Here is a 24813-nt window from a genome sequence, read left to right on the forward strand (position 1 = left end):
CGGCAGCCACGCCGACCCCGGCCTTCGACCGATCCGACGCGCCCTGACCCGTGGGATCGCTCACAGACCCGGGGTCACCGGCGCATGGATCAGCCGCTGCGCGTGAGGAGCTCGCGCAGGCTCGTCGCCGGCCGCCCGGTGAGTCGTTCGACCGCGTCGCTGACCTGTTCGACCTCGCCGCGGGCGATCGCGGTGTACGTCGACACCCAGGCGTCGACCTGCCAGTCCGGCGCACCGTAGGACGCGCGCGACGCGTAGGCCTCGGGGATGGTCTCGTCTACGTAGCGCGTGGGGTTGCCGGTCACCTCGGTGACGATCTCGGCGGCCTCGGCCAGGCTGAGTGCCTCCGGGCCGGTGAGGTCGTAGGTCTCGCCCGCGTGGGCCGTCGGGTCTGCCAGCACCGCGGCGGCTGCGTCCGCGACGTCCTCCCGCGCCACCGCAGCCACGCGTCCGTCACCGGCCGGGCCACGGATGACGCCGTCGGTGGCCATCAGCGGCAGGAAGTCGGCGTAGAAGCTGTCCCGCAGGAACGTGAACTCCATGCCCGAGGCCCGGATCGCCTCCTCGGTCGCGAAGTGGTCGCGCCCGAGCGTGAAGGTGCAGTCGGCGGCGGCACCCTGGAACGACGTGTAGACGACGTGCCGGACCCCGGCGGCAGCGGCCGCGTCGACGAATGCGCGGTGCTGGCCGAGCCGGTCGACGTCCTCCGAGGCCGAGACCATGAGCAGGGTGTCGATGCCGGACAGCGCTTCCCGGACCGCGGGGGTGTCGGCGTAGTCCACCTGACGGACCTCGGCGCCCGGCACGGAGGGGGCTGCGTCAGGGCGCCTGGCCAGCAGGACGAGGCGCTCTCCCTGCCCGGCCAGCCGCTGGAGCACCGCCCCACCCAGCGCACCGGTCACCCCGGTGATCCCGAGGCGTCCGGCGGCTGTCGGTTCCGGGTGCTGCGATCGCTCGTCGGCCATGGCCCGAGCGTAGACCGCCGGATCAGGGGCGGTCCGGTGAGCGGTGCTGCTCGGCAGCCAGGTCGAGGGTCATGAACACGCTGAAGTCGTCCGCGGCATACGGGCCGAACGGGCCGCACTCGACGAAACCGCGGCGGGCGTAGAGGCGCCGGGCGGGGGCGAACTCCTCCGGTGAGCCGGTCTCGAGACTGAGCCGGGTGTAGCCGCGGGCCGTGGCCTCACCGACGAGGTGGTCGAGGAGGTGGGCACCGATGCCCCGACCCCGGTGCGCCGGGGCGGTCCGCATCGACTTGAGCTCCCCGTGACGGGGGTCGAGCTCGCGCAGCGCCCCGCACGCGAGCACCTCGTCGCCCTCCCAGACGCTCCAGAAGCTGAGGTCCGGGGTGCGCAGGCGGTCGAGGTCGAGGGTGTGCACGCTCTCGGGCGGGGAGTATCGCCGCATGTCCTCGACGTGGGCAGCGAGCAGCGCCGCCACCTGCGGGGTGTCCAGACCACCCGCACGCACCTGCACGACGCGCTCCCCGTCAGGCGGCGAAGTCCGCGAGCTCGGACGCGAGCTCGGGGTGGACGCGCGCCTTGACGTGCGTGCCGCGTTCGGTGTGCTCGCTGGAGAGCACCTCGGCCTCCTCGTGGAGGCGGCTCACCAGGTCACCGCGGTCGTACGGCAGCAGCACCTCGACGTCGATGTCGGGCCGGGGCAGCTCGTCGGCGATGAGGGCACGCAGCTCGGCGAGCCCGGCACCCGTGCGGGCCGAGACGACGATGCAGTGCTTCTCGTGGCGACGGAGCCGGTCGAGCACCTCCGGGTCGGCGGCATCGGCCTTGTTGACGACGATGACCTCCTTGACGTCCGCGGCGTCGACGTCGGCGAGGACCGCCCGCACGGCGCTGATCTGGCCCTCGGGGTCGGGGTGCGAACCGTCGACGACGTGCAGGAGCAGGTCGGCATCGGCCACCTCCTCGAGCGTCGACCGGAACGCCTCGACCAGCTGCGTCGGCAGCTGCCGGACGAAGCCCACCGTGTCGGCGAGGGTGTAGAGGCGACCGTCCTCGGTCTCGGCGCGACGGACCGTCGGGTCGAGGGTGGCGAACAGCTGGTTCTCGACGAGGACACCGGCCCCCGTGAGGCGGTTGAGCAGCGAGGACTTGCCGGCGTTGGTGTACCCGGCGATGGCGACGCTGGACACCTCGTGGGCCTTGCGGCTCAGGCGGCGCGTGTCGCGGCTGGTCTTCATCTCCTTGATCTCGCGGCGCAGCTTGGCCATCCGCGTGTTGATCCGGCGGCGGTCGAGCTCGATCTTCGTCTCACCGGGACCACGTGAACCCATGCCCTGGCCACCGGCCGCCTGGCCACCGGCCTGCCGGGACATCGACTCACCCCAGCCACGCAGGCGCGGCAGGAGGTACTGCAGCTGGGCCAGCTCGACCTGCGCCTTGCCCTCCTTCGACTTCGCGTGCTGGGCGAAGATGTCGAGGATCAGGGCGGTGCGGTCGATGACCTTGACCTTGACGACGTCCTCCAGGGCACGGCGCTGCGACGGCGTCAGCTCGGTGTCGCAGATGACGGTGTCGGCGCCCTCGGCGATGACGATGTCGCGCAGCTCGATGGCCTTGCCGGAGCCGAGGTAGGTGCCGGTGTCGGGCTTGGACCGGCGCTGGACGAGACCGGCGAGCACGGTCGACCCGGCCGTCTCGGCGAGGGCGGCCAGCTCGCGCAACGAGTTGTCGGCGTCCTCGGCGGAGCCCTCGGTCCACACGGCGGCGAGCACGACGCGCTCGAGGCGCAGCTGGCGGTACTCGACCTCGGTGACGTCCTCGAGCTCGGTGGACAGCCCGGCGACGCGGCGCAGGGCCGCGCGGTCCTCTCGGTCGTACTGGTCGCCGTCGAAGCCGTGCTCCTCACCGGTGACGAGCGTGTCGTCCTCGTCGGAGAGCGCGGTGGCGCGGAAGTCGAAGATGTCAGAGCGTGGTGTCATGTCTCCCTCAGGGTCTCACCGATTCAACGGCAGCGGCGACCCGTTTATGTCCCCACCCCCTCGGTGGCCCTAGCGTTGGCCCCGATGAACGACCACGACCACTACTTCACCGCCGAGCCGGTCAGCGCGGCGCAGCAGCGCTCCACGACCGTCGAGCTCGCCGGGCGCGAGGTCACCGTGCGCACCGCGGCAGGCATCTTCAGCCCCGACGGGATCGACAAGGGCACCGCTGTCCTCCTGCGGGAGGCACCGGCCCCGCCCACGACCGGGGCGCTGCTCGACCTCGGCTGCGGCTGGGGCCCGATCACCCTGACCCTGGCCCTGCGGTCGCCCGGGGCGACCGTGTACGGCGTCGACGTCAACGAGCGGGCCCTGGACCTGCTCCGCACCACCGCGGCGTCGCTGGACCTCGGTTCGGTGCACGCCTGCCGGCCCCAGGACGTGCCCGCCGACGTGGAGTTCGCCGCGATCTGGTCCAACCCACCGATCCGGGTGGGCAAGGCCGTCCTGCACGACATGCTGCTCACGTGGCTCCCCCGCCTCGCGGTGGGCGGCGCCGCCTACCTCGTCGTGCAGAAGAACCTCGGCTCGGACTCGCTCCAGAAGTGGCTCGGTGAGCAGCTCCCTGCCGACGCGTATGTGGTGGGGCGCTTCGCCCTCGACAAGGGCTTCCGGGTCCTCGAGGTCCGTCGCACCGCCACCTGACCATCCCCCGTCGCCGGACGCGATCAGGGCCGCGGCTGCCCCAGCGCCGAGGCTAGACGAGTGAGGTGGTGCCGTCCGCCACGAGCAGCGCCGGTCCGGCGAGCTCGACGTGACGGTCCGGCAGCATCCGTACCTGGAGGCGGCCGCCGGGGACGTCGACCGTCCACGAGTCGCCCCGGTCGCCGGCCCAGAAACGGGTCGCGAGGGCTGCTGCCGCCGCGCCGGTGCCGCACGAGCGGGTCTCCCCGACCCCGCGCTCATGCACCCGCATCCGGATGTGCCCGGCTCCCATGGGCCGGACGAACTCGATGTTCGTGCCGTGCTCCGGCTCCGGGTTGACCACGGGCCCGTGGAACAGGTCGAGCGCGTCGAGGTCGACCGCCTCGGGCAGGGCCACGACGGTGTGCGGGTTGCCGAGGTCGAGCGTCAGGGCCGACAGCGGTTCGTGTCCGTCGAGGTGCACCAGGGCGTCGAACCCCTCGGCGTCCGCGATCTGCGGCTGGGCGAGGCGCCACGTGCCGAGGTCGACGGCGATGAGGTCGGGTCGCTCGAACCGGACGACCTTCACCCCGGCACGGGTCGCGATGGCGAACTCGTCAGCCGTCTCCAGGCCTTCGCGACGCAGGTAGGCGGCGAACACGCGGGTGCCGTTGCCGCACATCTCGGCGATGCTGCCGTCGGCGTTGCGGTAGTCCATGAACCACCGGGCGGCACTCGCCTGCTCGAGCACCTCGGGTTCGGAGGCGAACGACGTCGGGACCACCCGGATGACCCCGTCGCCACCGATGCCGGCGCGGCGGTCGGCGAGCCGGGCGGCCTGCTCGGCGGTGATCGGGCGGGCCCCCTCGAGGTCGGGCACCAGGACGAAGTCGTTCTCGGTCCCGTGTCCCTTGGTGAAGGGGGTCTGGTCAGCCATGCCCACCATTGTCCCTGATCGCCGCCCGTACCGCGGCCAGCGCCCGCGCCGTGAGGTCCTCGCGGTCCGCGATCCCGGCGTCGAGCCAGTGGATCCGGTGGTCCGGACCGAACCACGACTCCTGGCGGCGCGCGAACCGGCGGGTGAGCGTGACGGTCTCCTCCCTCGCCTGGGCGCCGTCGAGCCGGCCGTCGAGCTCGGCGAGCGCCTGGGCGTACCCCAGGGCCCGTGACGCGGTCCGACCCTCCCGGAGCCCGACCCGGGCGAGGTCCCGCACCTCGTCGAGCAGACCGTGCTCCCACATGGCGTCCACGCGCGTGGCGATGCGGGCGTCGAGCTCGGGACGGGCCACCCTCAGGCCCACGACCACGGTGGGCTGCACGAACTCACGCCGCGGCATCGTCGCCGAGAACGGCCGTCCGGTGAGCTCCACCACCTCGAGCGCGCGCACCATACGGCGGACGTTGTTGGGCTCGATCTGTCGCATCGCCACGGGATCCACGGCACGCAGCCGCTCGGCCATCGCGGCGGCACCGAGCTCTGCCGCTTGCGCCTCGAGCCGCGCGCGCACTGCCGGATCGGTCGGAGGGATCTCGAGGACGTCGAGCGCCGCCCGGACGTACAGCCCCGACCCGCCGACGACGACCGGGTGGTGGCTACGCGACTGGATCGCGGCGAGGTCCTCGCGCGCCGACGCCTGGTACGCCGCCACCGAGGCCTCGTCGATCACCTCGAGGACGTCGAGCTGGTGGTGGGGTATGCCGCGCCGCTCGGTCGGAGCCAGCTTGGCCGTGCCGATGTCCATCCCCCGGTAGAGCTGGCTGGCGTCCGCGTTGACGACCTCGCCGCCGAGGGCTTCGGCCAGGTCGAGGCCGAGGTCGGACTTGCCGGTCGCCGTGGCGCCGACGACAGCGACGACCAGGGGTCGCGTCACCGGTACGACGTCACAGGTCGTGGTCGTCGGGTGCGTCGTGGCCGAAGGGGTCCGGATCGACCCCGGGCATCCAGCTGCTGCCGGGCTTGCCCCAGCCGGCCTTCTTCGTGGCCTTGCGCGCCTTCTTGCCCCACTTGTCGTTGAGCCGGTCGACGTAGAGGAAACCGTTGAGGTGGTCGTACTCGTGCTGCATGCACCGCGCGAACCATCCCGAGGCCTCGAACGCGATCTCGTTGCCCTCGCCGTCGAACCCGGTCACCGTGGCGAGCTCACCCCGCTTGAGCGGGAAGCTCTCCCCCGGTACCGAGAGGCAGCCCTCCACCTCCTCGTGCGGGTCGGGGTCCTCCTGGGCCGGCTTGCTCGGGCTGACGAACGGGTTGACGATCACGCCCCGCGTCGGGACGTCGTCGTCGTTGTCCATCTGCCAGGTGAACACCCGCAGCCCGACTCCGATCTGCGGAGCCGCGAGGCCGACACCGTTCGCGGCGTCCATGGTCTCGAACATGTCGGAGATGAGCTCGGCGAGGTCTGCGTCGAACGCCGTCACGGGTTCGGCACGTCGGTGGAGCACGGGCTCCCCGAGGATCACGATGGGCCGGATCGTCATGCGGAGGAGTCTTCCAGATCGTCAGCCGCAGGCGGGTGCGGGTGCCGCGGCGGGTCGGCCGACGCCGGGCATGCCGAGCGAGACCGCCGGCTTCCCGGGCACCGGGGAGTCCTGCAGCGCGGCCCACGCGTCGCCACCGGCGGTGCGGCGCACCGACCAGGCGCCCCCCTCCAGGGCGGCGTCGGCGACGAGGTGGTGCGGGGCGCCATACGTGACCCCGACGGTGACCAGGTCGCCCGGGCGGGGGCGCTCGGCACCCTCGGGCACGGCGAAGTGGACCAGGCGGTTGTCGCGTGCACGGCCGGACAGGCGGTGGGTCGCGGTGTCCTTGCGACCTTCGCCGGTCGCCACGAGCACCTCGACCTCACGGCCCTCGAGGCGACGGTTCTCCGCCCAGGAGACCTCCTCCTGCACGGCGAGCAGGCGCATGTAGCGCTCCTGCACCACGGCCTTCGGCAGCTGGTCGGGCATGGTCGCGGCCGGTGTGCCGGGGCGGATGGAGTACTGGAACGTGAACGCGCTCGAGAACCGTGACTCGCGCACGACGCGCAGGGTCTCCTCGAAGTCGGCCTCGGTCTCGCCCGGGAAGCCGACGATGATGTCGGTGGTGATCGCGGCGTCCGGGATCTGCGCGCGGACCTTGTCCAGGATGCCGAGGAACTTGGCGCTGCGGTAGGAGCGGCGCATCTCCTTGAGGACGCGGTCGGACCCCGACTGCAGAGGCATGTGCAGGCTGGGCATGACGTTGGGGGTCTCGGCCATCGCGGCGATGACGTCGTCGGTGAACGCAGCCGGGTGAGGGCTCGTGAAGCGCACCCGCTCCAGGCCCTCGATCTCGCCACAGGCCCGCAGGAGCTTGCCGAACGCCAGCCGGTCGCCGAACTCCACGCCGTAGGTGTTGACGTTCTGGCCGAGCAGCGTCACCTCGACGACGCCCTGCTCGACGAGCGCCTTCACCTCGGCGAGGACGTCGCCCGGACGGCGGTCGGCCTCCTTGCCGCGCAGGCTCGGGACGATGCAGAACGTGCAGGTGTTGTTGCAGCCCACCGAGATCGAGACCCAGCCGGCGTAGGCGGAGTCACGCCGCGTCGGCAGCGTCGACGGGAAGACCTCGAGGCTCTCGAGGATCTCGACCTGCGCCTCGCGGTTGTGGCGGGCCCGCTCGAGCAGCGCCGGGAGGCTGCCGATGTTGTGGGTGCCGAACACGACGTCCACCCAGGGCGCCCGCTCGACGATGGTGGCGCGGTCCTTCTGGGCCATGCACCCACCGACCGCGATCTGCATGTCGGGGTTCGCGGTCTTCTCGGGTCGCAGCTGGCCGAGGTTGCCGTACAGCTTGTTGTCGGCGTTCTCGCGCACGGCGCAGGTGTTGAACACGACCACGTCCGCGGCGGAGGGGCGGTCGCCCGCGGGCACGCTGTTGACGTCGACGTACCCGGCCGTCTCGAGCAGGCCGGCGAGGCGCTCGGAGTCGTGCACGTTCATCTGGCACCCGTGGGTGCGCACGTCGTAGGTCTTCTGCGTCGTCTGTGTGGTCATCGCACCGGCAAGGGTACGTGGTGCAGGCGTTCCCGGGCGCCGCGCTCCCCCGTGTCCACGGCGTGGGCTCCCCGGGTGGCCGGTTGACGACGGGCGGTCAGCTGCGGATGCGGCGCAGGTCGGCCAGGACGGGTGGCAGGGCCACCGCGAGCAGCACCACGGCCGGGACGAGCAGCACGGGAAAGCCGATCGCGAGGTAGCCCGCTGCACCGACGAGCCCGCCGACGAAGAACAGTCCGACGAGCACCGAGAGCATCGACAGCTTCGACAGGTCGGCCCGCACCGGCTCCAGCCCGGCGCGCCGGCTGCGGTAGACGAGCTTGCCGAGCTCGATCCCGATGTCGGTGACCATGCCGGTCACGTGCGTGGTCCGGATCTGGGCCTGCGAGATCTTGGTGATGATGGCGTTCTGCAGGCCCATGGTGAAGCAGAGCACGGCCACGAACACCATGGTGCGGTGGCGCCACACCAGCAGGTCGGCCGCGCCACCGAAGACGAGCACGAGCAGGGCCTCGACGACCAGGACGTTCGCGTACCTCCCCCGCAACCCGCGTCGACGGCCCCAGTTGAACAGGACGGCGCAGGCCATCGCCCCGAGGACGAACGACCCGATCGCCAACAGCCCCACCCCGACCACCGAGTAGGCCCCGAGCACGAGGTGGTCGGCCACCGATGCGGTGAGCCCGGTCATGTGCGAGGTGTAGACCGAGACCGCGACGAAGCCGACGGAGTTCAGCGTGCCTGCGATGAGGGCGAGCAGGTTGGCCAGGTGGCGGTTGGCCTGCTCGGAACGCGCGGCGTCGGCGGCCCCGACCAGGTAGGCCCGGGCACGCCGAGCCAGGCTCGACCGAGCTTGGCTCGGCCGGACGTGCGGCAGGGGCTCCACGACTGCAGCCTAGGTGCGTGCGCGGACCTGTCCGCCCACTCGCAGGACCTGGTCACTCAGTCGCGTTGGTGCTCCTGCGCCAGCGCCAGGGCGTCGCGGATGACGGCCATCGACAGGTCGGCCGGGTACCCCTTGCGGGCCAGCATCCCGGCCAGCCGGCGCTTCTGCACGAGCACGTCGAGCCCGTGCATGGAGCGCAGCTTCTTGGCGACGAGGCGCTCGGCCTGGTCGCGCTCGGCATTCGGGTCGATCGCGTCGAGCGTGGCTCGGGCGGTCTCGTCGTCGACACCCTTGGTCCGCAGCTCGCGGGCCAGGGCGCGCTTGGCCAGTCCACGGCCGGCCTGCTGCGACCGCACCAGCATGCCTGCGAACGCCTCGTCGTCGATCAGGCCGACCTCGGTCATCCGGTCGAGCACGGCCTCGGCGACGTCGTCGGGGCACTCCCGCTGCTTGAGCTTGTCGCGCAGCTGCTTGCGGCTCCGTGGCGCCATGGCCAGCTGCCGCAGCACGATCTGGCGGGCGACGTCGTGGGCATCCGGCTCGGAGTCGCGGGTCTGCAGGTCGCTCTCTGGGTCACCGGGGATGGGTTGCCAGGCCTTCGAGCGGCGCGGGCGGCGGGCGGGCTCGGGTGCTGCCGGGCCGGACGACGCTGCGGCAAGGGCGGCCTCGAGGGCAGCCCTTGCCGCAGCGTGTCGATCAGTCATGCGGGTTCAGTCGTCGGTCGGGTGAGCCGCGGCTCAGAACTCGACCGGGACCTCGGGGATCGCGTCGGCAGGCTTGTCGACCTGCGGTCCGATGCCGAGCTTCTCCTTGACCTTCTTCTCGATCTCGTTGCCGAGGTCGGGGTTGTCCTTGAGGAACTGGCGCGCGTTCTCCTTGCCCTGGCCGAGCTGGTCGCCCTCGTAGGTGTACCAGGCGCCGGCCTTGCGGACGAAGCCGTGCTCGACACCCATGTCGATGAGGCCACCCTCGCGGGAGATGCCCTGCCCGTAGAGGATGTCGAACTCGGCCTGCTTGAACGGCGGGGCCACCTTGTTCTTGACGACCTTGACGCGGGTGCGGTTGCCGACGGGCTCGCTGCCGTCCTTGAGCGTCTCGATGCGACGGACGTCCAGGCGGACCGAGGCGTAGAACTTCAGCGCCTTGCCACCCGTGGTCGTCTCGGGCGAGCCGAACATGACGCCGATCTTCTCGCGGAGCTGGTTGATGAAGATCGCCGTGGTGCCGGTGGTGTTCAGGGCACCGGTGAGCTTGCGCAGGGCCTGGGACATCAGGCGCGCCTGCAGGCCCACGTGGCTGTCGCCCATCTCGCCCTCGATCTCGGCGCGCGGCACGAGGGCTGCGACCGAGTCGATGACGATGATGTCGATGGCGCCGGAGCGGATCAGCATGTCGGCGATCTCGAGCGCCTGCTCGCCCGTGTCGGGCTGGCTGACGAGGAGGGCGTCGGTGTCGACACCGAGCTTCTTGGCGTAGTCGGGGTCGAGGGCGTGCTCGGCGTCGATGAACGCCGCGATGCCACCGGCTCGCTGGGCACTGGCCACGGCGTGCAGGGCGACGGTCGTCTTGCCGGAGGACTCCGGCCCGTAGATCTCCACGACCCGACCGCGCGGGAGCCCGCCGATACCGAGGGCCACGTCGAGCGCGATCGACCCCGTGGGGATCACGTCGATGGGCGGACGGACGTCGTCACCGAGGCGCATCACGGCGCCCTTGCCGAAGTTCTTCTCGATCTGCCCCATGACGGAGTCGAGCGACTTCGCCTTCTGGTCCACTGTTGCAGTGTTGCCACCGGACATCTTGGCCACCGTTCCTTCTTTCCATGTCGAGTCGGGCGCGCCTGCCTTCGACCCGGTCGCTGTCAGCTGCTGTCGGGTCAGACGCTAGGTGTCTCCACCGACAGCCGTCCCGGGCCGGTCTGCGGCCTGTGGACGGTGGTCCTGCGGGGGTTCCACCTGTGGACGAACATACCGAACATCTGTTCGAAGTCCGACACGACACGCGCGACACGCCGCGGGTCGGCAGCAGTAGCATCGGTGGTGCAGGGAACACGAGCCAGGAGGCGGGCCGATGGAGCCCACGGTGCACCTGACGCTGGCCGAAGCCGGGTCCGACCGGACCCGTCTCGACCAGCTCGCCCGGCTGCTGCGTGACGAGCTCGGGCAGCTCGACGGCGCGGACGTGCGCCCCGGCCCGTCGCAGCACGCTCCTCCCGGCGCCCGCGGTGTCGACGCCCCCACCGTGAGCACCCTCGTCGTGGCCCTCATGGGGTCCGGCGGCCTCACCGCCCTGGTCGCGGCGGTCCGGGCCTGGCTCGACCGCGGTCACGAGGCGCCGCGCAGCATCCACCTCGAGCTCGAGGGTGACGTCCTCGAGCTGTCCGGTGCGACCCCGGCCGAGAACGACCGGCTGGTCTCCCTCTTCCTGGCCCGCCACGCAGGGAAGGCGCCGTCGTGGACGGCCGACGCACCGCCCTGATCGTCGCGAGCGACGAGTTCGAGCACACCGGGCTGAGCCGGTTGCAGGCCCCCGCGGCGGACGCGGAGGCGCTGGCCGCCGTGCTGGGCGATCCCCAGGTCGGGGGGTTCGAGGTCCGCGTCGTGCACAACGCGCCCTCCCACACCGTGCAGGCCCAGGTGGAGGACCTGTTCGCGGAAGGACGGCCCGAGGACCTGCTCCTCCTGCACTTCTCCGGCCACGGACTCAAGAGCGACTCCGGGGAGCTGTTCCTCGCCGCCACCAACACCCGCCCGGACCGGCTGGCGTCCACCGCCGTCTCCGCCGACTTCGTCCAGCGGTGCATGCGGGGATCCAGGGCTCGCAGCATCGTGCTGTTCCTCGACTGCTGCTACGGCGGCGCCTTCGGGGAAGGGGTCGCGGTCCGGGCCGCCGGCCCGGCGAACGTGCTCGACAGCTTCCCCGCCGGGAAGCTGGGCGGCGGCCGCGGCCGCGCGGTCATCACCGCGTCCAGCGCGATGGAGTACGCCTTCGAGGGCAGCGCGCTGGCCACCGACGATCAGGTCCAGCCGTCGGTGTTCACCGCCGCGCTGGTCCAGGGCCTCAGCACCGGTGCCGCCGACCGGGACGAGGACGGTCTGGTCTCGCTGAACGAGCTCTACGACTACGTGTTCGACCAGGTCCGAGCGCAGAACCCGAACCAGACGCCCAGCCGGGACATCGAACTCCAGGGCGAGCTCTACGTCGCGAGGAGCCGGCGCAAGCGGGTCCGGGCGGTCCCGCTGCCACCAGACCTCCGGGCGGCCGTGGAGGACGACAACATGTACACCCGGCTGGGAGCGGTCGGTGAGCTGCGGGCGCGCCTCGCGAACGTCGACCCGGGGGTCTCCCTGGGTGCGCGCGAGGCGCTGGAGGACATCGCGCGCTCCGACACGTCCTACGTGGCCGACGCGGCCCGCGCCGCGCTCGACCCGGGTCACCCGACGGTGCCGACGCCTGTGACCGAGACCGTGACTGAGTCCCCGCCGCGGGATGACTCCCGACCCGAGGACACCGCGCCCCCGGCCACCCCGGCACGGGCCCCCGCCGCTCCACGGACGGAGCGGCGCGCCGCCACCGCCAGGGCCACCCCGTCCCCCGCCCCCTTGGCCACCCCGTCCGCCACGCCAGGGGTCACCGGGTCGGTCACGCCAGTGGTCACCGGGTCGGTCACGCCAGTGGTCACCGGGTCGGTCGCGGAGTCGGCGGGGTCGGCGGCGCACGACCCACGCGCGACCCGCCAGCGGGTCTCGGCCGGTCGGACGACCCTCACCGGTGGCGCCCTGACGCTGCTCTCCGCCCTCCTGCCGTACTTCGTCCGCGGCGACGACGCGCACGCGTTCGACCCGCGGCTGTCCACGGTCCTCCTCGTCGTGGGCGCTGTCTGCGTCGTCGTGGCGCTCGGCACCCTGTACCTCCGCGCACTCTTCGCGCCCTGGCGCTGGGTGGTGTCAGCCGCAGCGGTCGCAGCGGCGGTCGCCCTGGTGATGATCCTCGACGCGTCCTCCGACCTGGGGTCGAGCGAGGTCGACGTCGGGATCTGGGTCGCCCTCGCGGGCTGCCTGACGACCCTGGCTGCGGGGGTGACGGCGCTCCTGGGTCGACTCCGCGCCCCTGACAGCGCAGGAACGGGGCCGTCCCCGGCTGCCCCGTCGCCGCGGGCTCGGGCCGTCGGACGCGCAGCGGTCGTGAGCTCGGGGAGTGCCATCGTCGCGACCTTCGCGGTGCGGTTCACGGGTGGTACGCAGGCCCTGGTGGAGCCCGACCTCGTGTGGGCCTGGTTGTTCCCCGGCTTCGTCGGCCTGGCCGGCGGCATCCTCACCCTGCGGCTGCACCGGTGGACACACGTCGGACCTGCCCTGGTCACCGGCGCGGCGACGGCTGCCCTCTGGGGCGTGTGGGACCTGCCTCGCATCTGGCACGCCGAGGGCACCGCCAACCTCGGTGCAGGGTTCTTCCTCGAGTTCGGCGGCCTCATCGGCCTCGTGGTCGTCGGGGCCGGGGCCCTCGTCATCCTCCGCCGCGAGCACTCCCTGGTGGTGGCGCCGCCCGCGTGGAGCAGCGCCGCCCTGACGGGGGTGGTCGGGCTCCTCGCAGCCGTCCCCTTCGTGCGGGTGGCCGCGGCGAACGTGGGCAGCTCCCAACCGGGGAACGCCGCCCACGACATCGAGATGATCGTCCTCGTCGTGCTCGCCCCACTGCTGACCACCGTGGTGCGGCCCAGCGTGCTGGGACGCCTCCTGCTGGTCGGCTGGTCGTTCGCGGCCGCCGGCACGGTCGTCGCCTACTGGCGCCTGCTCAGGCGCGGGGGCTTCCCGCTGTATGGGGTGCCGTACGCCCTGCTCGCCCTCGCCGCCTTCGTGGTCATCGCGGTGGCCGTCCGCCCGGGAGGCGAAGACGGTCCGGTCGAGAACCAGGAGCAGGACTGACCTCCGGACTAGCCGCCGGCCCGCCGCATCGGCGTGTGCGGGATGCCGTCCTCGACGAACCCTCGCCCGCTCGGCACGAAACCGAAGGCGGCATACCAGTCGACGAGGTGGGACTGGGCGTCGAGCACCACGTCCCGCTCCCCCGCCCCGTCCAGGACTGCAGTGACGAGACGGGCGGCGAGGCCGCGGCCGCGCCAGGCGCGGGCCGTCGCCACCCTGCCGATGCGCAGGGCGCCACCGTCGGCCTCGTCGTCGAGCACCCGCAGGGTCGCCACCGGTGCACCGGCCCGGTCGATCCAGAGGTGACGCGTGCGGGGCGCGAGGTCGCGGCCGTCGAGGTCGAGGTAGGGACAGTCCTGCTCGACGACGAAGACCTCCGAGCGCAGGGCCCACAGCCCGTAGGCCGTCAGCGGGTCGAGGTCGGCGAAGGGCGCCGAACGCACCACGTCCGAGGCCTGGTCCACGGGTTCGTCCATGCGCCGATGCTAGGCGTCGAGGTCGGCCCCGCGAGGCCGCCCTCCCGTGACGAGCTCAGGACAGCAGCAGGCGCTCGAGCCGCCGGGAGGCCCCCACGACACCGAGGACCCCGAGGACCACGAGGTAGCCGACGTGGGCCAGCACGCCCCAGCCGACGTCGCCCAGCATGAGGGCGCGCTCCAGCGCGACCCCGTGGTAGAGCGGGGTGAGGCGCACGAACCACTGCAGGGCGTCGGGATAGGTCGACAGGGGGAAGAAGGTCGCCGAGAACAGGAACATCGGCTGGATCGCCAGGGTGATGTAGTCGAAGTCGACCCACGAGCGCATGAACGTCGTCGCGAACATCCCCACGGCCGCGAACGCGAAGCCGATGAAGATCGCGGCCGGCAGGGCGAGCAGGGCCCACCACGACCGCACCGCACCGGCGAGGAGGGCCACGACGAGGAACGCGGCGGAGTACATCCCGCCGCGGATGAGCGACCAGCTGATCTCGCCCACGGCGACGTCCCGCGGCCCCATGGGCGTGGCGAGGACTGCGTCGTAGAGCTTGGCGTACTTGAGCTTGAAGAAGACGTTGAACGTCGAGTCCATGACCGCTCCGTTCATCGCCGAGGCGGCCAGCAGGGCCGGGGCGACGAACTGCGGGTAGGTGACGGTCATCCCCGAGTCGGTCGTCACGGTGCGGACCAGGGCGCCGATGCCGATGCCGAGGGAGAACAGGTAGAACACGGGCTCGGCGAAGCCGGTGACGAGCGCGATCCAACCGTGTCGGAACGAGGTGATGTTGCGCTCGACGAGCATCCGCGCGAGTCCCGCACCCGCGGGCATGGGCAGCGCGCGGGCCAGCCGCCCGACACCTCCGGGACGGCCGCCGGGTCGCGCGGGTCGGGTCGTGCGCGTCGTCGTCATGAGGCCAACCTCCGCGTGAAGGTGCGTTCGGCGAGGAGCCAGCCCGCGGCGGCATACGCGAGCAGCACGAGCAGGTGGCCCACGAACGGCAGGACCGCGACCGAGCCCCCGGCCACCGCCCGGCAGGCCTCGACGCCGTGCCACAGCGGCGTCACCCAGGCGACCGGCTGCATCCACCCCGGGAGCTGGTCGACGGGGAAGAACGTGCCGGAGAAGAGCATGAGGGGGGTGATGATCCAGCGGTAGAGGATGTTGAAGCCGTTGTCACCCTCCTGGGTCGCCGTGAACGCGAAGATCGGTGTCGTGAAGGCCAACCCGGTGAGCACCCCGATCGGCAGGCACCCCACCGCCCACCAGGAGTCGAACCCGCCGAACAGCGCGGCCACCGCCATGAACAGCGTCGTCGCCACCACCAGGTGACCGGTGATCGCGAGGAAGTGGCCGGCCAGGACGTCACGCACGCGCAGCGGCGTCGCCAGCTGCGCGTGGTACCCCATGTTCCACTTGATGTAGCCGAGGACCTGGTAGCTCGACTCGCTCCACGCCACCCACATCGTCTGCGTGGCGACGATGCCCGGGACGACGAAGTGCAGGTAGGGGCGGCCGTCGATGCCCCCGGCCCGGTCGTCGACCAGCGCGCCCAGACCGATGCCCATGGACAGCATGAAGAGCACGGGCGACAGGAGCCTGGAGATGATGCTGCCGCGCCACGTCCGCGAGTAGACGGTCGCGTGGTAGCCGACGACGGCGAGGACGCGCTCGGTCGCCGACAGGGGTTCGCGCAGGCCGCGGGTGGAGCGGCTGAGCGCGTCGTCACGGGTCACCGGGTCGTCGAGTGCCATCAGTCCACCAGCGTCCGCCCGGTCAGGGTGAGGAACACGTCCTCGAGGGTCGAGCGCCGGACCAGGGACGAGAGCGGCTGGACGCCGCGGGCGTGCACCTGGGCGGCAGCGGCATCACCGTCGTCGGCGTAGACGAGCAACCGGTCGGGCAGCACCTCGACGCGGTCGCCGATCCCCGCGACCGCGTCGGCGTGGCCATGGTGGTCGTCGGCGTCGAACCGCAGCTCGAGCACCTCGCGGGTCGAGTGCTCGTCGATGAGCTGGCGCGGCGACCCCTCGGCGACGATCCGACCGTGGTCCATGACGACGAGCCGGTCGCACAGCTGCTCGGCCTCGTCCATGTAGTGGGTCGTGAGGACTAGCGTCACCCCCGACCGCTTGAGCCGGAACAGCCTGTCCCACAACACGTGTCGGGCCTGGGGATCGAGCCCGGTGGTCGGCTCGTCGAGCAGCAGGATCTCGGGTGAGTTGATGAGGGAGCGCGCGATGGTGAGTCGGCGCTTCATGCCGCCGGAGAGCGGCTCGACCTTGTCACCGGCCCGCTCGGTGAGCTGGGCGAAGTCGAGCAGCTCGGTCGCGCGGGACCGGACCTCCTTGCGGGACAGGCCGAAGTACCGCCCGTAGATCCAGAGGTTCTCCTGGACGGTGAGCTCCTCGTCGAGGGTGTCGCGCTGCGGGCAGCTGCCGAGGCGAGCGCGGATCGCCGGGCCGTCCGTGGCCGGGTCGAGGTCGAACAGCCTCAGCTCACCGCTGGTCACCGGCGAGACGCAGCCGACCATGCGCATCGTGGAGCTCTTGCCTGCACCGTTCGGGCCGAGGAACCCGAAGCACTCCCCCTTGCGGACCGCGAAGTCGATCCCGTCGACCGCCGTGAAGTCCCCGAACGTCTTGGTCAGCCCTCGCGCCCGCAGCAGGATCTCGTCGTCACCACTCACTCGCCCCAACCTAGCGAGGTCCCCCGACACCGCTCACCGGGTTTTCGGGTCGCGCGCCCCTTCGAGCTCGGCGACGAGGGTGCGAGCCAGCTCGGCCGCCGGCAGCGGCCGGACCTGCCGGTGCCCGGTGCCCGCCCACAGGTGGACGAGCTCGGCCTCCCCCGTCGCCTTCCCGTGCGCCCGCAACGGTGCGGTCACGTGGTGCACGTGCGGGTATGCCGCGGGGGCGGCCTCGGTGAACAGGTCCGTCCACGTGGTGGCGAGGGCCCGTGCGCTGCGACCGGTGAACGCCCGCGTGACCACGGTGCCGTCGCGGTGGGTCAGGGCGTGCACATGAACCGGCGCCGTACCCGCTTCCGGGCAGGCGAGGAACGCAGTGCCCAGGGCCACCGCGGATGCGCCCAGGGCCAGCAGGTCGGCCGCGCCGCGGCCGTCGACCACCCCTCCCGTCGCGACGACGGGCAGGTCGGTCCGGGCCACCAGGGCTGTCACGAGGTCGCGGACCGGGGGCTGCGGCTCGCCGGTGTCGACCGGCCCACCTCGGTGGCCCCCGGCCTCCCAGCCCTGCGCGACGAGGCCGTCGACCCCGAGCTCGCGGGCCCAGTCCGCCTCGGCGGGGTCGTTCACGGTCACCCACACCAACGTGCCGACCGCCTGCAGCCGCTCGACCACCTCGGCCGGTGGCCACCCGAACGCGAAGCTCACGACCGCCGGGGCCGCCTCGACGAGGAGGTCGACCTTCGCCGCGAAGGCGTCGTCGTCGTACCGCGGCACCCCCAGCCGCACCCCGGCGGAGGCGGCCCACGGAGCGAGCAGCGCGGCATACCGGTGGGCGTCCTCGAGCATCGAGGGATGGTCGGGGGACGGCGCGAAGACGTTGACCCCGAACGGGTGCGGCGACGCGTCGCGCAGCTCGTCGAGGTCGGTGGCGAGGCGGTCGGGAGCGAGGTAGGCCCCGGCGAGGAACGGGAACACGCCGCCCTCTGCGGCGGCCGCGGCGAGGGCCACCGTGCTCGGCCCGCCCGCCATGGGGGCGAGGACGAGCGGCCCGACCGCGGTGCGCCCGGACGTCACCGCGCGGGCTTCCGCTCCACCCCGAGGCGACGCGCCTCGGGCACGTCCATGGCGTCGCAGATCGCCGCCCAGACGTTGCGCGGGCTCTCGCCCGCCTCGATCGCCTCGAGCGCCGTGCGGTCACCGAGCACGCCCAGCACGTGGTGCCGGGCGAGGGAGCTGGCGTAGCCCTCGCCGAACTCGTCGTTCATCAGGTCCCAGAACTTGCTCAGTCGCACGTCGCGAGTCTAGGCACCCCCGCCGTCAGCCGAAGAGGGCCAGTCCCGCGGCGGTCCCTGCCGGCGTGCCCGGCCGCAGGCCCGACCTCGTGCCGCGGTAGAGGCTGAGGGCGCCCGAGGGCCGGCGTGCGAGCACGTCGGAGAGGCCGTCCCCGTCGAGGTCCCCGGGACCGACGAGGGTGTCGAAGCCACCCCAGCCGCTGCCGATGGTCACCGCGGAGTGGAACCCGCTCGCCCCTGTCCCCCGGTAGAGCCGGAGGCTGCCGTCGGAGGCGAGCCGTGCCACGAGGTCGGCGTGGCCGTCACGGTCGAAGTCACCCACGGCGAGGATGCGGTCCAGGCCGCCCCACCCCGTGCCGATGACGGTGGTCCCGGGCAGGAACCTGGCGCCCGTACCGAAGCGATAGAGGCGCAGGGCGCCGGAGGCGTCGCGGGCCAGCAGGTCGGGACGGCCGTCACCACTGACGTCACCGGGCGCGACGATCGCCGTGAGGCTGCTCCACCCCGTGCCGATGACCGTGCCGGAACCGAAGCCGCCCCGTCCCGTGCCCCGGTGGAACAGGAGTGCACCGTCGGACGAACGCCGTGCCAGCAGGTCGGTGTGGCCGTCGCCGTCGAGGTCACCCGCGCTCAGCACGAGGTCGGCGGCGGCGAACGACGGCGCGGCCGGTGTCGTCACGGCCTTCCAGCCCCCACGGTCGTCGCCGCGGAGCAGGCGCAGCGAGCCGTCCGTGGCCCGCCCGACGACGTCCGAGCCGGCGTCCTCGTCGACGTCGGTCGCCCGGACCGCCCCGGTGGGGCGCAGCAGGCCCATCCGCTGCTTGACCGTGAGGACCCTCAGGGCCGCCGTGTCCACCAGGGCCCGGAAGGAGGAGTCCGACGACGTCCTGGCCAGCACCGCCGACACCATCGCGGGGGCCTGGGCGGCATCGACGGTGAGCACCATGTCGCCGCCGGCCAGGATGAAGTCGACCGCCCGCTGCCCCAGGGTCCAGGCACCCACCGCCTGGGCGTGCCCGAGGTCGTCGGAGATCACGACGCCCTCGAATCCCAGGTCGTGGCGCACCATGCCCGTGACGACCGTGGGCGAGAACACCGCGGGCCGGCTGGCGTCGATCCTGGTGTAGATCGCCGAGGAGGTCATGAGGAACTCGGCCCCACCCGCGGCGGTGGTGCGGAACGGCGCGACGTACGGATCGGTGCGTGTCGTCGTCGTGTCCTTGACGTTCGCGGTCGTGTCCGTGTTGGCGGTGACCCGGCCGAGACCGGGGAAGTGCTTCGCCGTCGGCATCACCCCGGCAGCACGCATCCCCGCTGCGAACGCGGCCGCGTGGGAGCCCACCGTCGCCGGGGTGTAGCCGTACTCGCGGTCGAACGCGCCGATGGGGGCGTTGTGCGGGGCGAACGCCGCGCTCGGGACCGTGTCGGCGACCGGCCCCAGGTTCACGTTGACGCCTGCCGAGGCGAGCTGCCGCCCCCAGGTCGTCGCCGAGGCCTTGAGAGCCGTCGCGGTCGAGCGGCCCTGGTCCAGGGCGCTGGGCATCGCGGAGAACCCGGTGCCCTTGAGCACCTGCACGAGACCGCCCTCCTGGTCGGTGGCGACGGCGAGCGGAACCCCGGCCGTGGCTGCAGCGGTGGCCCGCGACTGCAGGGCGGTGGTGACGGACCTCGTGGCCGTGACGCCGGCCGTGCTGCGCCCGGTGAGGATGACCGAGCCCACGTGCTGGTTCGCGATGGCCGAGGAGACTGCCGAGCTGACCCCCGTGGCGGGCGTCCCGACCATGAACAGCTGACCCACCCGTTGGGCCGTGGTCATCCGGGCGAAGACCTCCTGGGCCGGTGCCGACCGCGTCGGCACCGTCGCAGCCGTGGCCGGACCGCTTCCCGCCAGCACCACCACGCCGCTCACCACACCCGCAACCAGCACCGTCGCCGTGCGCCGCACCCGCATGCCGTCCCCCTCGTCCTCGGTCACGTATGGCGACCGCTCGCCATACACAGTAGGACGCCGCGGGGGCGGCGAGGGTTGTCCCACGGGCCGGCCGGCAGCAGGTGTCGGTGGCCCGTGGCAGGCTGTCCAGCACATGGCTTCCGACGTCCTCGAGCGCTTCTCCCCCGCCACCGCGGAGTGGTTCCGCGGTTCCTTCAGCGAGCCCACCGCGGCGCAGGCCGGGGCCTGGGAGGCGATCAGCTCGGGGCAGCACGCCCTCGTCGTGGCCCCCACCGGTTCGGGCAAGACGTTGTCGGCGTTCCTGTGGGCGCTGGACCGGCTGGCGAGCACCCCGCCACCGCCCGAGAAGCTCAAGCGCTGCCGCGTCCTCTACATCTCCCCCATGAAGGCCCTCGCCGTCGACGTCGAGCGCAACCTGCGCTCACCCCTGGTCGGCATCGGTCACGCGGCCACCCGGCTCGGCCTCCCGCAGCCCGAGATCACGGTGGCGGTGCGCTCCGGCGACACCCCGGCCAACGAGCGGCGCGCGTTCGCCCGCACCCCGAGCGACGTGCTCATCACGACGCCCGAGTCGTTGTTCCTCATCCTCACCTCGCAGGCGCGCGAGGCCCTCGCCGGTGTGGAGACGGTGATCCTCGACGAGGTGCACGCCGTCGCGGGCACCAAGCGCGGCGCCCACCTCGCCCTGACCCTCGAGCGGCTCGACGCCCTCCTGGACGCACCCGCCCAGCGGATCGGGCTGTCCGCCACGGTCGAGCCCGTCGAGGAGGTCGCCCGTTACCTCGCCGGTGGCCGGCCGGTGGAGATCGTGCGACCGCCGTCAACCAAGGAGTGGGACCTCGACGTCGTCGTGCCCATCGCCGACATGTCCAGCCTGGGCGAGGTGATCGAGGACGACCTCTCCGGGCCCGCGGCGGGTGGCGAGCGCCGCGCCTCGATCTGGCCGCACGTCGAGGAGCGGATCGTCGACCTCATCGCCTCGCACCGCTCGACCCTGGTGTTCTCCAACTCGCGCCGCCTCGCCGAGCGGCTCACCAGCCGCCTCAACGAGATCTGGGAGGAACGCCTCGAGAAGGTCGCCGCGGAGCGCGCGGAGGCCGAGGAGTCGGGGAGCGAGCTCACGGGCGCTGCGACCACCGCCCCGTCGGCGGCGGAGCAGCGTCGAGGGGCTGCCGGGTCCCGCACCCCGGCCCAGATGATGGCCCAGGCCGGTTCGACGAACGGGGCGCCGGCCGTGCTCGCCCGCGCCCACCACGGGTCGGTGAGCAAGGAGCACCGGGCGCTCATCGAGGAGGACCTCAAGGCGGGTCGCCTCCCGGCCGTCGTGGCGACCTCGAGCCTCGAGCTCGGCATCGACATGGGTGCGGTCGACCTCGTCGTGCAGGTCGAGTCCCCACCGTCGGTGGCCAGCGGGCTGCAACGCGTGGGCCGGGCCGGTCACCAGGTCGGAGCGGTCTCCCGGGGCGTGTTGTTCCCGAAGTTCCGCGGCGACCTGGTCCAGACGGCGGTCGTCGTGGAACGCATGCGGGCGGGCGCCATCGAGTCCCTGCGCGTCCCGGCGAACCCCGTCGACGTCCTGGCCCAGCAGATCGTGGCCATGTGCGCCCTCGACGACTGGACCGTCGACGACCTCGAGAAGGTCGTGCGCGGAGCCACACCGTTCTCGTCGCTGCCGCGCTCGATCCTCGAGTCGGTCCTCGACATGCTGTCCGGCCGCTACCCCAGCGACGAGTTCGCCGAGCTGCGACCGCGCATCGTCTGGGACCGCGTCACCGGTGTCCTCAGCGGGCGCCCCGGCGCCCAGCGCCTCGCCGTCACCTCCGGCGGCACCATCCCCGACCGCGGCCTGTATGCCGTGTTCCTCGCCTCGTCCGAGGGTGCCGGTCGGCGCGTGGGCGAGCTCGACGAGGAGATGGTGTACGAGTCGCGCGTCGGCGACGTCTTCACCCTCGGCACGTCCACCTGGCGGATCGAGGACATCACCCACGACCGGGTGCTCGTCACCCCGGCCCCCGGGATGCCGGGCAAGCTCCCGTTCTGGAAGGGCGACCAGCTCGGTCGTCCGGCCGAGCTCGGTCGGGCCGTGGGGGCGTTCGTCCGCGAGGTGGTGGGCCTGAGCGACGCCAAGGCCAGGGAGCGCGTCACCGCGGCCGGCCTCGACGAATGGGCCACCGACAACCTGCTCGCCTACCTGCGTGAGCAGAAGGAGGCCACCGGCCACGTCCCCGACGACCGCACGATCGTCGTCGAGCGCTTCCGCGACGAGATCGGCGACTGGCGGGTCGCGGTCCACTCGCCGTTCGGCGGCCAGGTGCACGCTCCGTGGGCGCTGTGCGTCTCGGCGCGGATGCGTGAGCGGTTCGGCGTCGACGTGCAGGCGATGCACGGTGACGACGGGATCGTGTTCCGGCTGCCCGACCTGGAGTTCGAGGACGGGCGCGGGGTCGGCGCCGAGCTGATGGAGCTGGTGCGCCTCGACCCTGACGAGGTGCACGACCGCGTCACCTCGGAGATCGGCGGGTCGGCCCTGTTCGCCGCCCGGTTCCGCGAGTGCGCGTCGCGTGCCCTGCTGCTCCCCCGACGTCGCCCCGACCGCCGCCAACCGTTGTGGCAGCAGCGTCAACGAGCCGCCCAGCTGCTCGAGGTCGCCAGCCAGTACGCCTCGTTCCCGATCATCCTCGAGACCGTGCGCGAGTGCGTCCAGGACGTGTTCGACGTGCCCGGGCTCGAGACCCTGATGAAGGCCGTCGAGTCGCGCGAGGTCACCCTCGTCGACGTCGAGTCGCGCCAGCCCTCGCCGTTCGCCCGGTCCCTGATGTTCGGGTACGTCGCGCAGTTCCTCTACGAGGGTGACTCGCCCCTGGCGGAGAAGCGCGCAGCCGCCCTGTCCCTCGACCCCACCCTGCTCGCCGAGCTGCTCGGGCGGGGTGAGGGCCTGTCGCTGCGCGACCTGCTCGACCCCGAGCAGGTCACCCGCACCGAGAACGAGCTCCAGCGCCTCGTGCCCGAGCGCGCCTGCCGGGACGCCGAGGACATCGCCGACCTGCTCCGCGTGCTCGGTCCCCTGTCGTTGTCCGAGATCCAGCGTCGGTCGCAGGAGGCCCTGTCCCACAAGGACATCGGCGGCTGGCTCGTCGACCTCGAGGGTGCGCGCCGCCTGATCCGGGTCCGTGTTGCCGGCGAGGAGCGCTGGGCCGCCATCGAGGACGCCGGTCGACTTCGCGACGCCCTCGGCGCCTCGCTGCCCGTGGGCGTCCCCCAGGCCTTCCTCGAGCCCGTCCCCGACCCGCTCGGTGACCTCGTCGCCCGGTTCGCCCGCACCCACGGCCCGTTCCCCGTGTCCACGGTCGCCGCGTGGTGGGGGGTGGGACCAGCCGTCGCGCTCGACACCCTGCGCCGGCTCGTGGCCTCCGGCCGCGTCGTCGAGGGTGAGCTGCTCCCGCTGGAGAACGGCGGCGGCCGGCACGGCCTGGACTACTGCGACGCCGAGGTGCTGCGGATGCTGCGCCGTCGCTCGCTGGCAGCGCTGCGCGCCGAGGTCGAGCCGGTCGCGACGGTCGAGCTCGCGCGGTTCCTGCCGCAGTGGCAGGGCGTCGGTGGTGGGTTGCGCGGTCGCGACGGACTCATCCGCGCCGTGGAGCAGCTCGCCGGTGCGGTGCTCCCGGCGAGCGCACTGGAGACCCTCGTCCTGCCGACCCGCGTGGCCGGGTACACCGCGTCCCTGCTCGACGAGCTGACCAGCAGCGGCGAGGTGCTGTGGCGCGGTCACGGGTCGCTCCCCGGCGACGACGGCTGGGTCTCCCTCCACCTCGCCGACACGGCGCACCTCACGATGCCCCCGCCGGCGGACGAGACCCTGAGCGAGTCGCAGCAGGCCATGGTCGAGGCGCTGTCGGGGGGCGGCGCCTACTTCTTCCGCACCCTCTCCGACGCCGTCGGCAGCACCGACGACGAGCAGGTGCTCACCGACCTCTGGGCGCTGGTCTGGGCGGGGCACCTGAGCGGTGACACCATCGCTCCGCTCCGGGCGCTGCTCTCCGGCGGCCGCACGGCCCACCGCCGCAGCACGTCCGGTCCCCGTTCCTCGCGGTATGCCGGGCGGCAGGGTTCGCTGGGCACCCTGTCGGGACGACGCGGCCTGGGTCGTCCGTCCCTGCCGGCCCGTTCCGGCCCACCGGCCGGCGCCGGGCGCTGGTCGCTGCTCCCCGAGACCGAGGGCGATGCGACGGTGCGGGCCTACGCCACCGCCGAGGTGCTCCTCGACCGGTACGGCGTCGTCACCCGGGGTTCGGTCGTCGCCGAGGACGTCCCCGGCGGGTTCGCCGGGGTCTACCGGGTGCTGGCTGCTGCGGAGGAGTCCGGGCGGGTGCGGCGCGGGTACTTCGTCGAGTCCCTCGGTGCGGCCCAGTTCTCGACGACCGGGGCCATCGACCGGATCCGTGCGGGTGCACGGCAGCCGGGCGGCGACCCCGACGAGCAGCAGGGTCCCGCCCTGGTGCTCGCTGCGACCGACCCTGCCAACGCCTACGGCGCGGCCCTCCCATGGCCCGACCGCGTCACCCGGGACGAGGACGACCCGGCCGACAGCGAGGCGGGCAAGGCCGCCCGCGGGTCAGCCGGAGGCCGCAAGGGTCACCAGCCCGGTCGCAAGGCCGGAGCCCTGGTGGTGCTCGTCGACGGCGAGCTGGTGCTCTACGTCGAGCGCGGTGGCAAGACGCTCCTGTCCTGGACCGACGACCCGATGCGCCTCCAGGGAGCAGCCGACGCGCTGGCCCTCGCGGTACGGGAAGGTGCCCTCGGCCGGCTGACGGTCGAGAAGGCCGACGGCGGGGCCCTGCTGGGGTCCGAGCACCCGCTCGTGGCGGCCCTGGCCAACGCCGGCTTCCACGCCACCCCTCGCGGGCTGCGGTTGCGGCGATGAGCCGTTCCGCTGGTGGGCGCGTCGGCGTCGTCA

21 protein-coding genes are annotated in these 24813 nt (G+C 72.7%); 4 read left to right on the forward strand and 17 right to left on the reverse strand.

All coding sequences use genetic code 11. From position 1 onward, the window contains the following. Positions 1–89: 89 nt before the first annotated feature. Genes ASD62_RS18455 through hflX form a run of 3 tightly spaced genes read right to left on the reverse strand, consistent with a single transcriptional unit; the run spans position 90 to position 2941 of the window. Positions 90–965, reverse strand: a complete 876-nt coding sequence (locus ASD62_RS18455; protein ID WP_056917680.1) for an SDR family oxidoreductase — start codon at positions 963–965, stop codon at positions 90–92. Between the two features lie 22 nt (positions 966–987). Next, on the reverse strand, positions 988–1476 hold the full coding sequence (locus ASD62_RS18460; protein ID WP_056917681.1) for a GNAT family N-acetyltransferase: 489 nt from the start codon (positions 1474–1476) through the stop codon (positions 988–990). A 13-nt stretch (positions 1477–1489) separates the two neighbouring features. Continuing rightward, the gene (gene hflX, locus ASD62_RS18465) at positions 1490–2941 is read right to left on the reverse strand and encodes a GTPase HflX (protein ID WP_056917682.1); all 1452 of its coding nucleotides are present in this window, start codon (positions 2939–2941) and stop codon (positions 1490–1492) included. A gap of 84 nt (positions 2942–3025) precedes the next feature. Between hflX and ASD62_RS18470 the strand changes: the two genes are divergently transcribed. Continuing rightward, a complete protein-coding gene (locus ASD62_RS18470; RefSeq protein ID WP_056917683.1) occupies positions 3026–3646 on the forward strand; it encodes a class I SAM-dependent methyltransferase in 621 nt (206 codons plus the stop codon). A 52-nt stretch (positions 3647–3698) separates the two neighbouring features. Here ASD62_RS18470 and dapF read toward each other — a convergent pair whose 3' ends face one another. The 7 genes from dapF to recA form a co-directional block, all read right to left on the reverse strand. Continuing rightward, positions 3699–4562: a diaminopimelate epimerase gene (dapF, locus tag ASD62_RS18475; RefSeq protein ID WP_056917882.1), complete on the reverse strand. Its 864-nt coding sequence runs from the start codon at positions 4560–4562 to the stop codon at positions 3699–3701. Next, positions 4555–5496 (reverse strand): tRNA (adenosine(37)-N6)-dimethylallyltransferase MiaA, encoded by a 942-nt coding sequence (miaA, locus tag ASD62_RS18480; RefSeq protein ID WP_056917684.1) that lies wholly within the window; start codon positions 5494–5496, stop codon positions 4555–4557. The genes dapF and miaA overlap by 8 nt, the downstream gene beginning before the upstream one ends. A 10-nt stretch (positions 5497–5506) precedes the next feature. Continuing rightward, the gene (gene def / locus ASD62_RS18485; protein WP_056917685.1) at positions 5507–6103 is read right to left on the reverse strand and encodes a peptide deformylase; all 597 of its coding nucleotides are present in this window, start codon (positions 6101–6103) and stop codon (positions 5507–5509) included. A gap of 21 nt (positions 6104–6124) precedes the next feature. Continuing rightward, positions 6125–7642, reverse strand: coding sequence for a tRNA (N6-isopentenyl adenosine(37)-C2)-methylthiotransferase MiaB (gene miaB / locus ASD62_RS18490; protein ID WP_056917686.1), 1518 nt, complete (start codon positions 7640–7642; stop codon positions 6125–6127). A 97-nt stretch (positions 7643–7739) separates the two neighbouring features. Next, positions 7740–8528, reverse strand: a complete 789-nt coding sequence (locus ASD62_RS18495) for a YoaK family protein (RefSeq protein ID WP_235530793.1) — start codon at positions 8526–8528, stop codon at positions 7740–7742. A gap of 56 nt (positions 8529–8584) precedes the next feature. Next, positions 8585–9232: a regulatory protein RecX gene (locus ASD62_RS18500; RefSeq protein ID WP_056917687.1), complete on the reverse strand. Its 648-nt coding sequence runs from the start codon at positions 9230–9232 to the stop codon at positions 8585–8587. Positions 9233–9265: 33 nt separating this feature from the next. Then, positions 9266–10327, reverse strand: coding sequence for a recombinase RecA (gene recA / locus ASD62_RS18505; RefSeq protein WP_056917884.1), 1062 nt, complete (start codon positions 10325–10327; stop codon positions 9266–9268). A gap of 271 nt (positions 10328–10598) precedes the next feature. Between recA and ASD62_RS18510 the strand changes: the two genes are divergently transcribed. Together ASD62_RS18510 and ASD62_RS20530 are read left to right on the forward strand one after the other, a co-directional pair. Beyond that, the gene (locus ASD62_RS18510; RefSeq protein WP_056917688.1) at positions 10599–11006 is read left to right on the forward strand and encodes a hypothetical protein; all 408 of its coding nucleotides are present in this window, start codon (positions 10599–10601) and stop codon (positions 11004–11006) included. After that, entirely contained in the window at positions 10982–13453 is a 2472-nt protein-coding gene (locus ASD62_RS20530; RefSeq protein WP_056917689.1) for a caspase family protein, read from the forward strand. Before ASD62_RS18510 ends, ASD62_RS20530 begins: the two co-directional genes overlap by 25 nt. 8 nt (positions 13454–13461) lie before the next feature. Here the strand turns inward: ASD62_RS20530 and ASD62_RS18520 are convergent, their stop codons facing one another. Genes ASD62_RS18520 through ASD62_RS19945 form a run of 7 tightly spaced genes read right to left on the reverse strand, consistent with a single transcriptional unit; the run spans position 13462 to position 19883 of the window. After that, positions 13462–13929: a GNAT family N-acetyltransferase gene (locus tag ASD62_RS18520; protein ID WP_056917690.1), complete on the reverse strand. Its 468-nt coding sequence runs from the start codon at positions 13927–13929 to the stop codon at positions 13462–13464. A 55-nt stretch (positions 13930–13984) separates the two neighbouring features. Next, the gene (locus ASD62_RS18525) at positions 13985–14839 is read right to left on the reverse strand and encodes an ABC transporter permease (RefSeq protein WP_056917691.1); all 855 of its coding nucleotides are present in this window, start codon (positions 14837–14839) and stop codon (positions 13985–13987) included. After that, positions 14836–15681 (reverse strand): ABC transporter permease, encoded by an 846-nt coding sequence (locus tag ASD62_RS18530; RefSeq protein ID WP_056917692.1) that lies wholly within the window; start codon positions 15679–15681, stop codon positions 14836–14838. The genes ASD62_RS18525 and ASD62_RS18530 overlap by 4 nt, the downstream gene beginning before the upstream one ends. Further along, entirely contained in the window at positions 15681–16616 is a 936-nt protein-coding gene (locus ASD62_RS18535; protein WP_056917693.1) for an ABC transporter ATP-binding protein, read from the reverse strand. Before ASD62_RS18535 ends, ASD62_RS18530 begins: the two co-directional genes overlap by 1 nt. A 33-nt stretch (positions 16617–16649) precedes the next feature. After that, positions 16650–17690, reverse strand: coding sequence for a nitronate monooxygenase family protein (locus tag ASD62_RS18540; protein ID WP_235529271.1), 1041 nt, complete (start codon positions 17688–17690; stop codon positions 16650–16652). Then, positions 17687–17908 (reverse strand): DUF3046 domain-containing protein, encoded by a 222-nt coding sequence (locus ASD62_RS18545; protein ID WP_056917694.1) that lies wholly within the window; start codon positions 17906–17908, stop codon positions 17687–17689. The genes ASD62_RS18540 and ASD62_RS18545 overlap by 4 nt, the downstream gene beginning before the upstream one ends. Positions 17909–17933: 25 nt before the next feature. Further along, positions 17934–19883: a glycoside hydrolase family 3 N-terminal domain-containing protein gene (locus ASD62_RS19945; protein ID WP_082581060.1), complete on the reverse strand. Its 1950-nt coding sequence runs from the start codon at positions 19881–19883 to the stop codon at positions 17934–17936. Between the two features lie 109 nt (positions 19884–19992). Here ASD62_RS19945 and ASD62_RS18555 point away from each other — a divergent pair, with 109 nt between their 5' ends. Then, on the forward strand, positions 19993–24780 hold the full coding sequence (locus tag ASD62_RS18555) for an ATP-dependent helicase (RefSeq protein ID WP_056917695.1): 4788 nt from the start codon (positions 19993–19995) through the stop codon (positions 24778–24780). Positions 24781–24813 lie beyond the last annotated feature (33 nt).

It is taken from the genome of Phycicoccus sp. Root563, assembly GCF_001427915.1.
GTDB lineage: Bacteria > Actinomycetota > Actinomycetes > Actinomycetales > Dermatophilaceae > Pedococcus.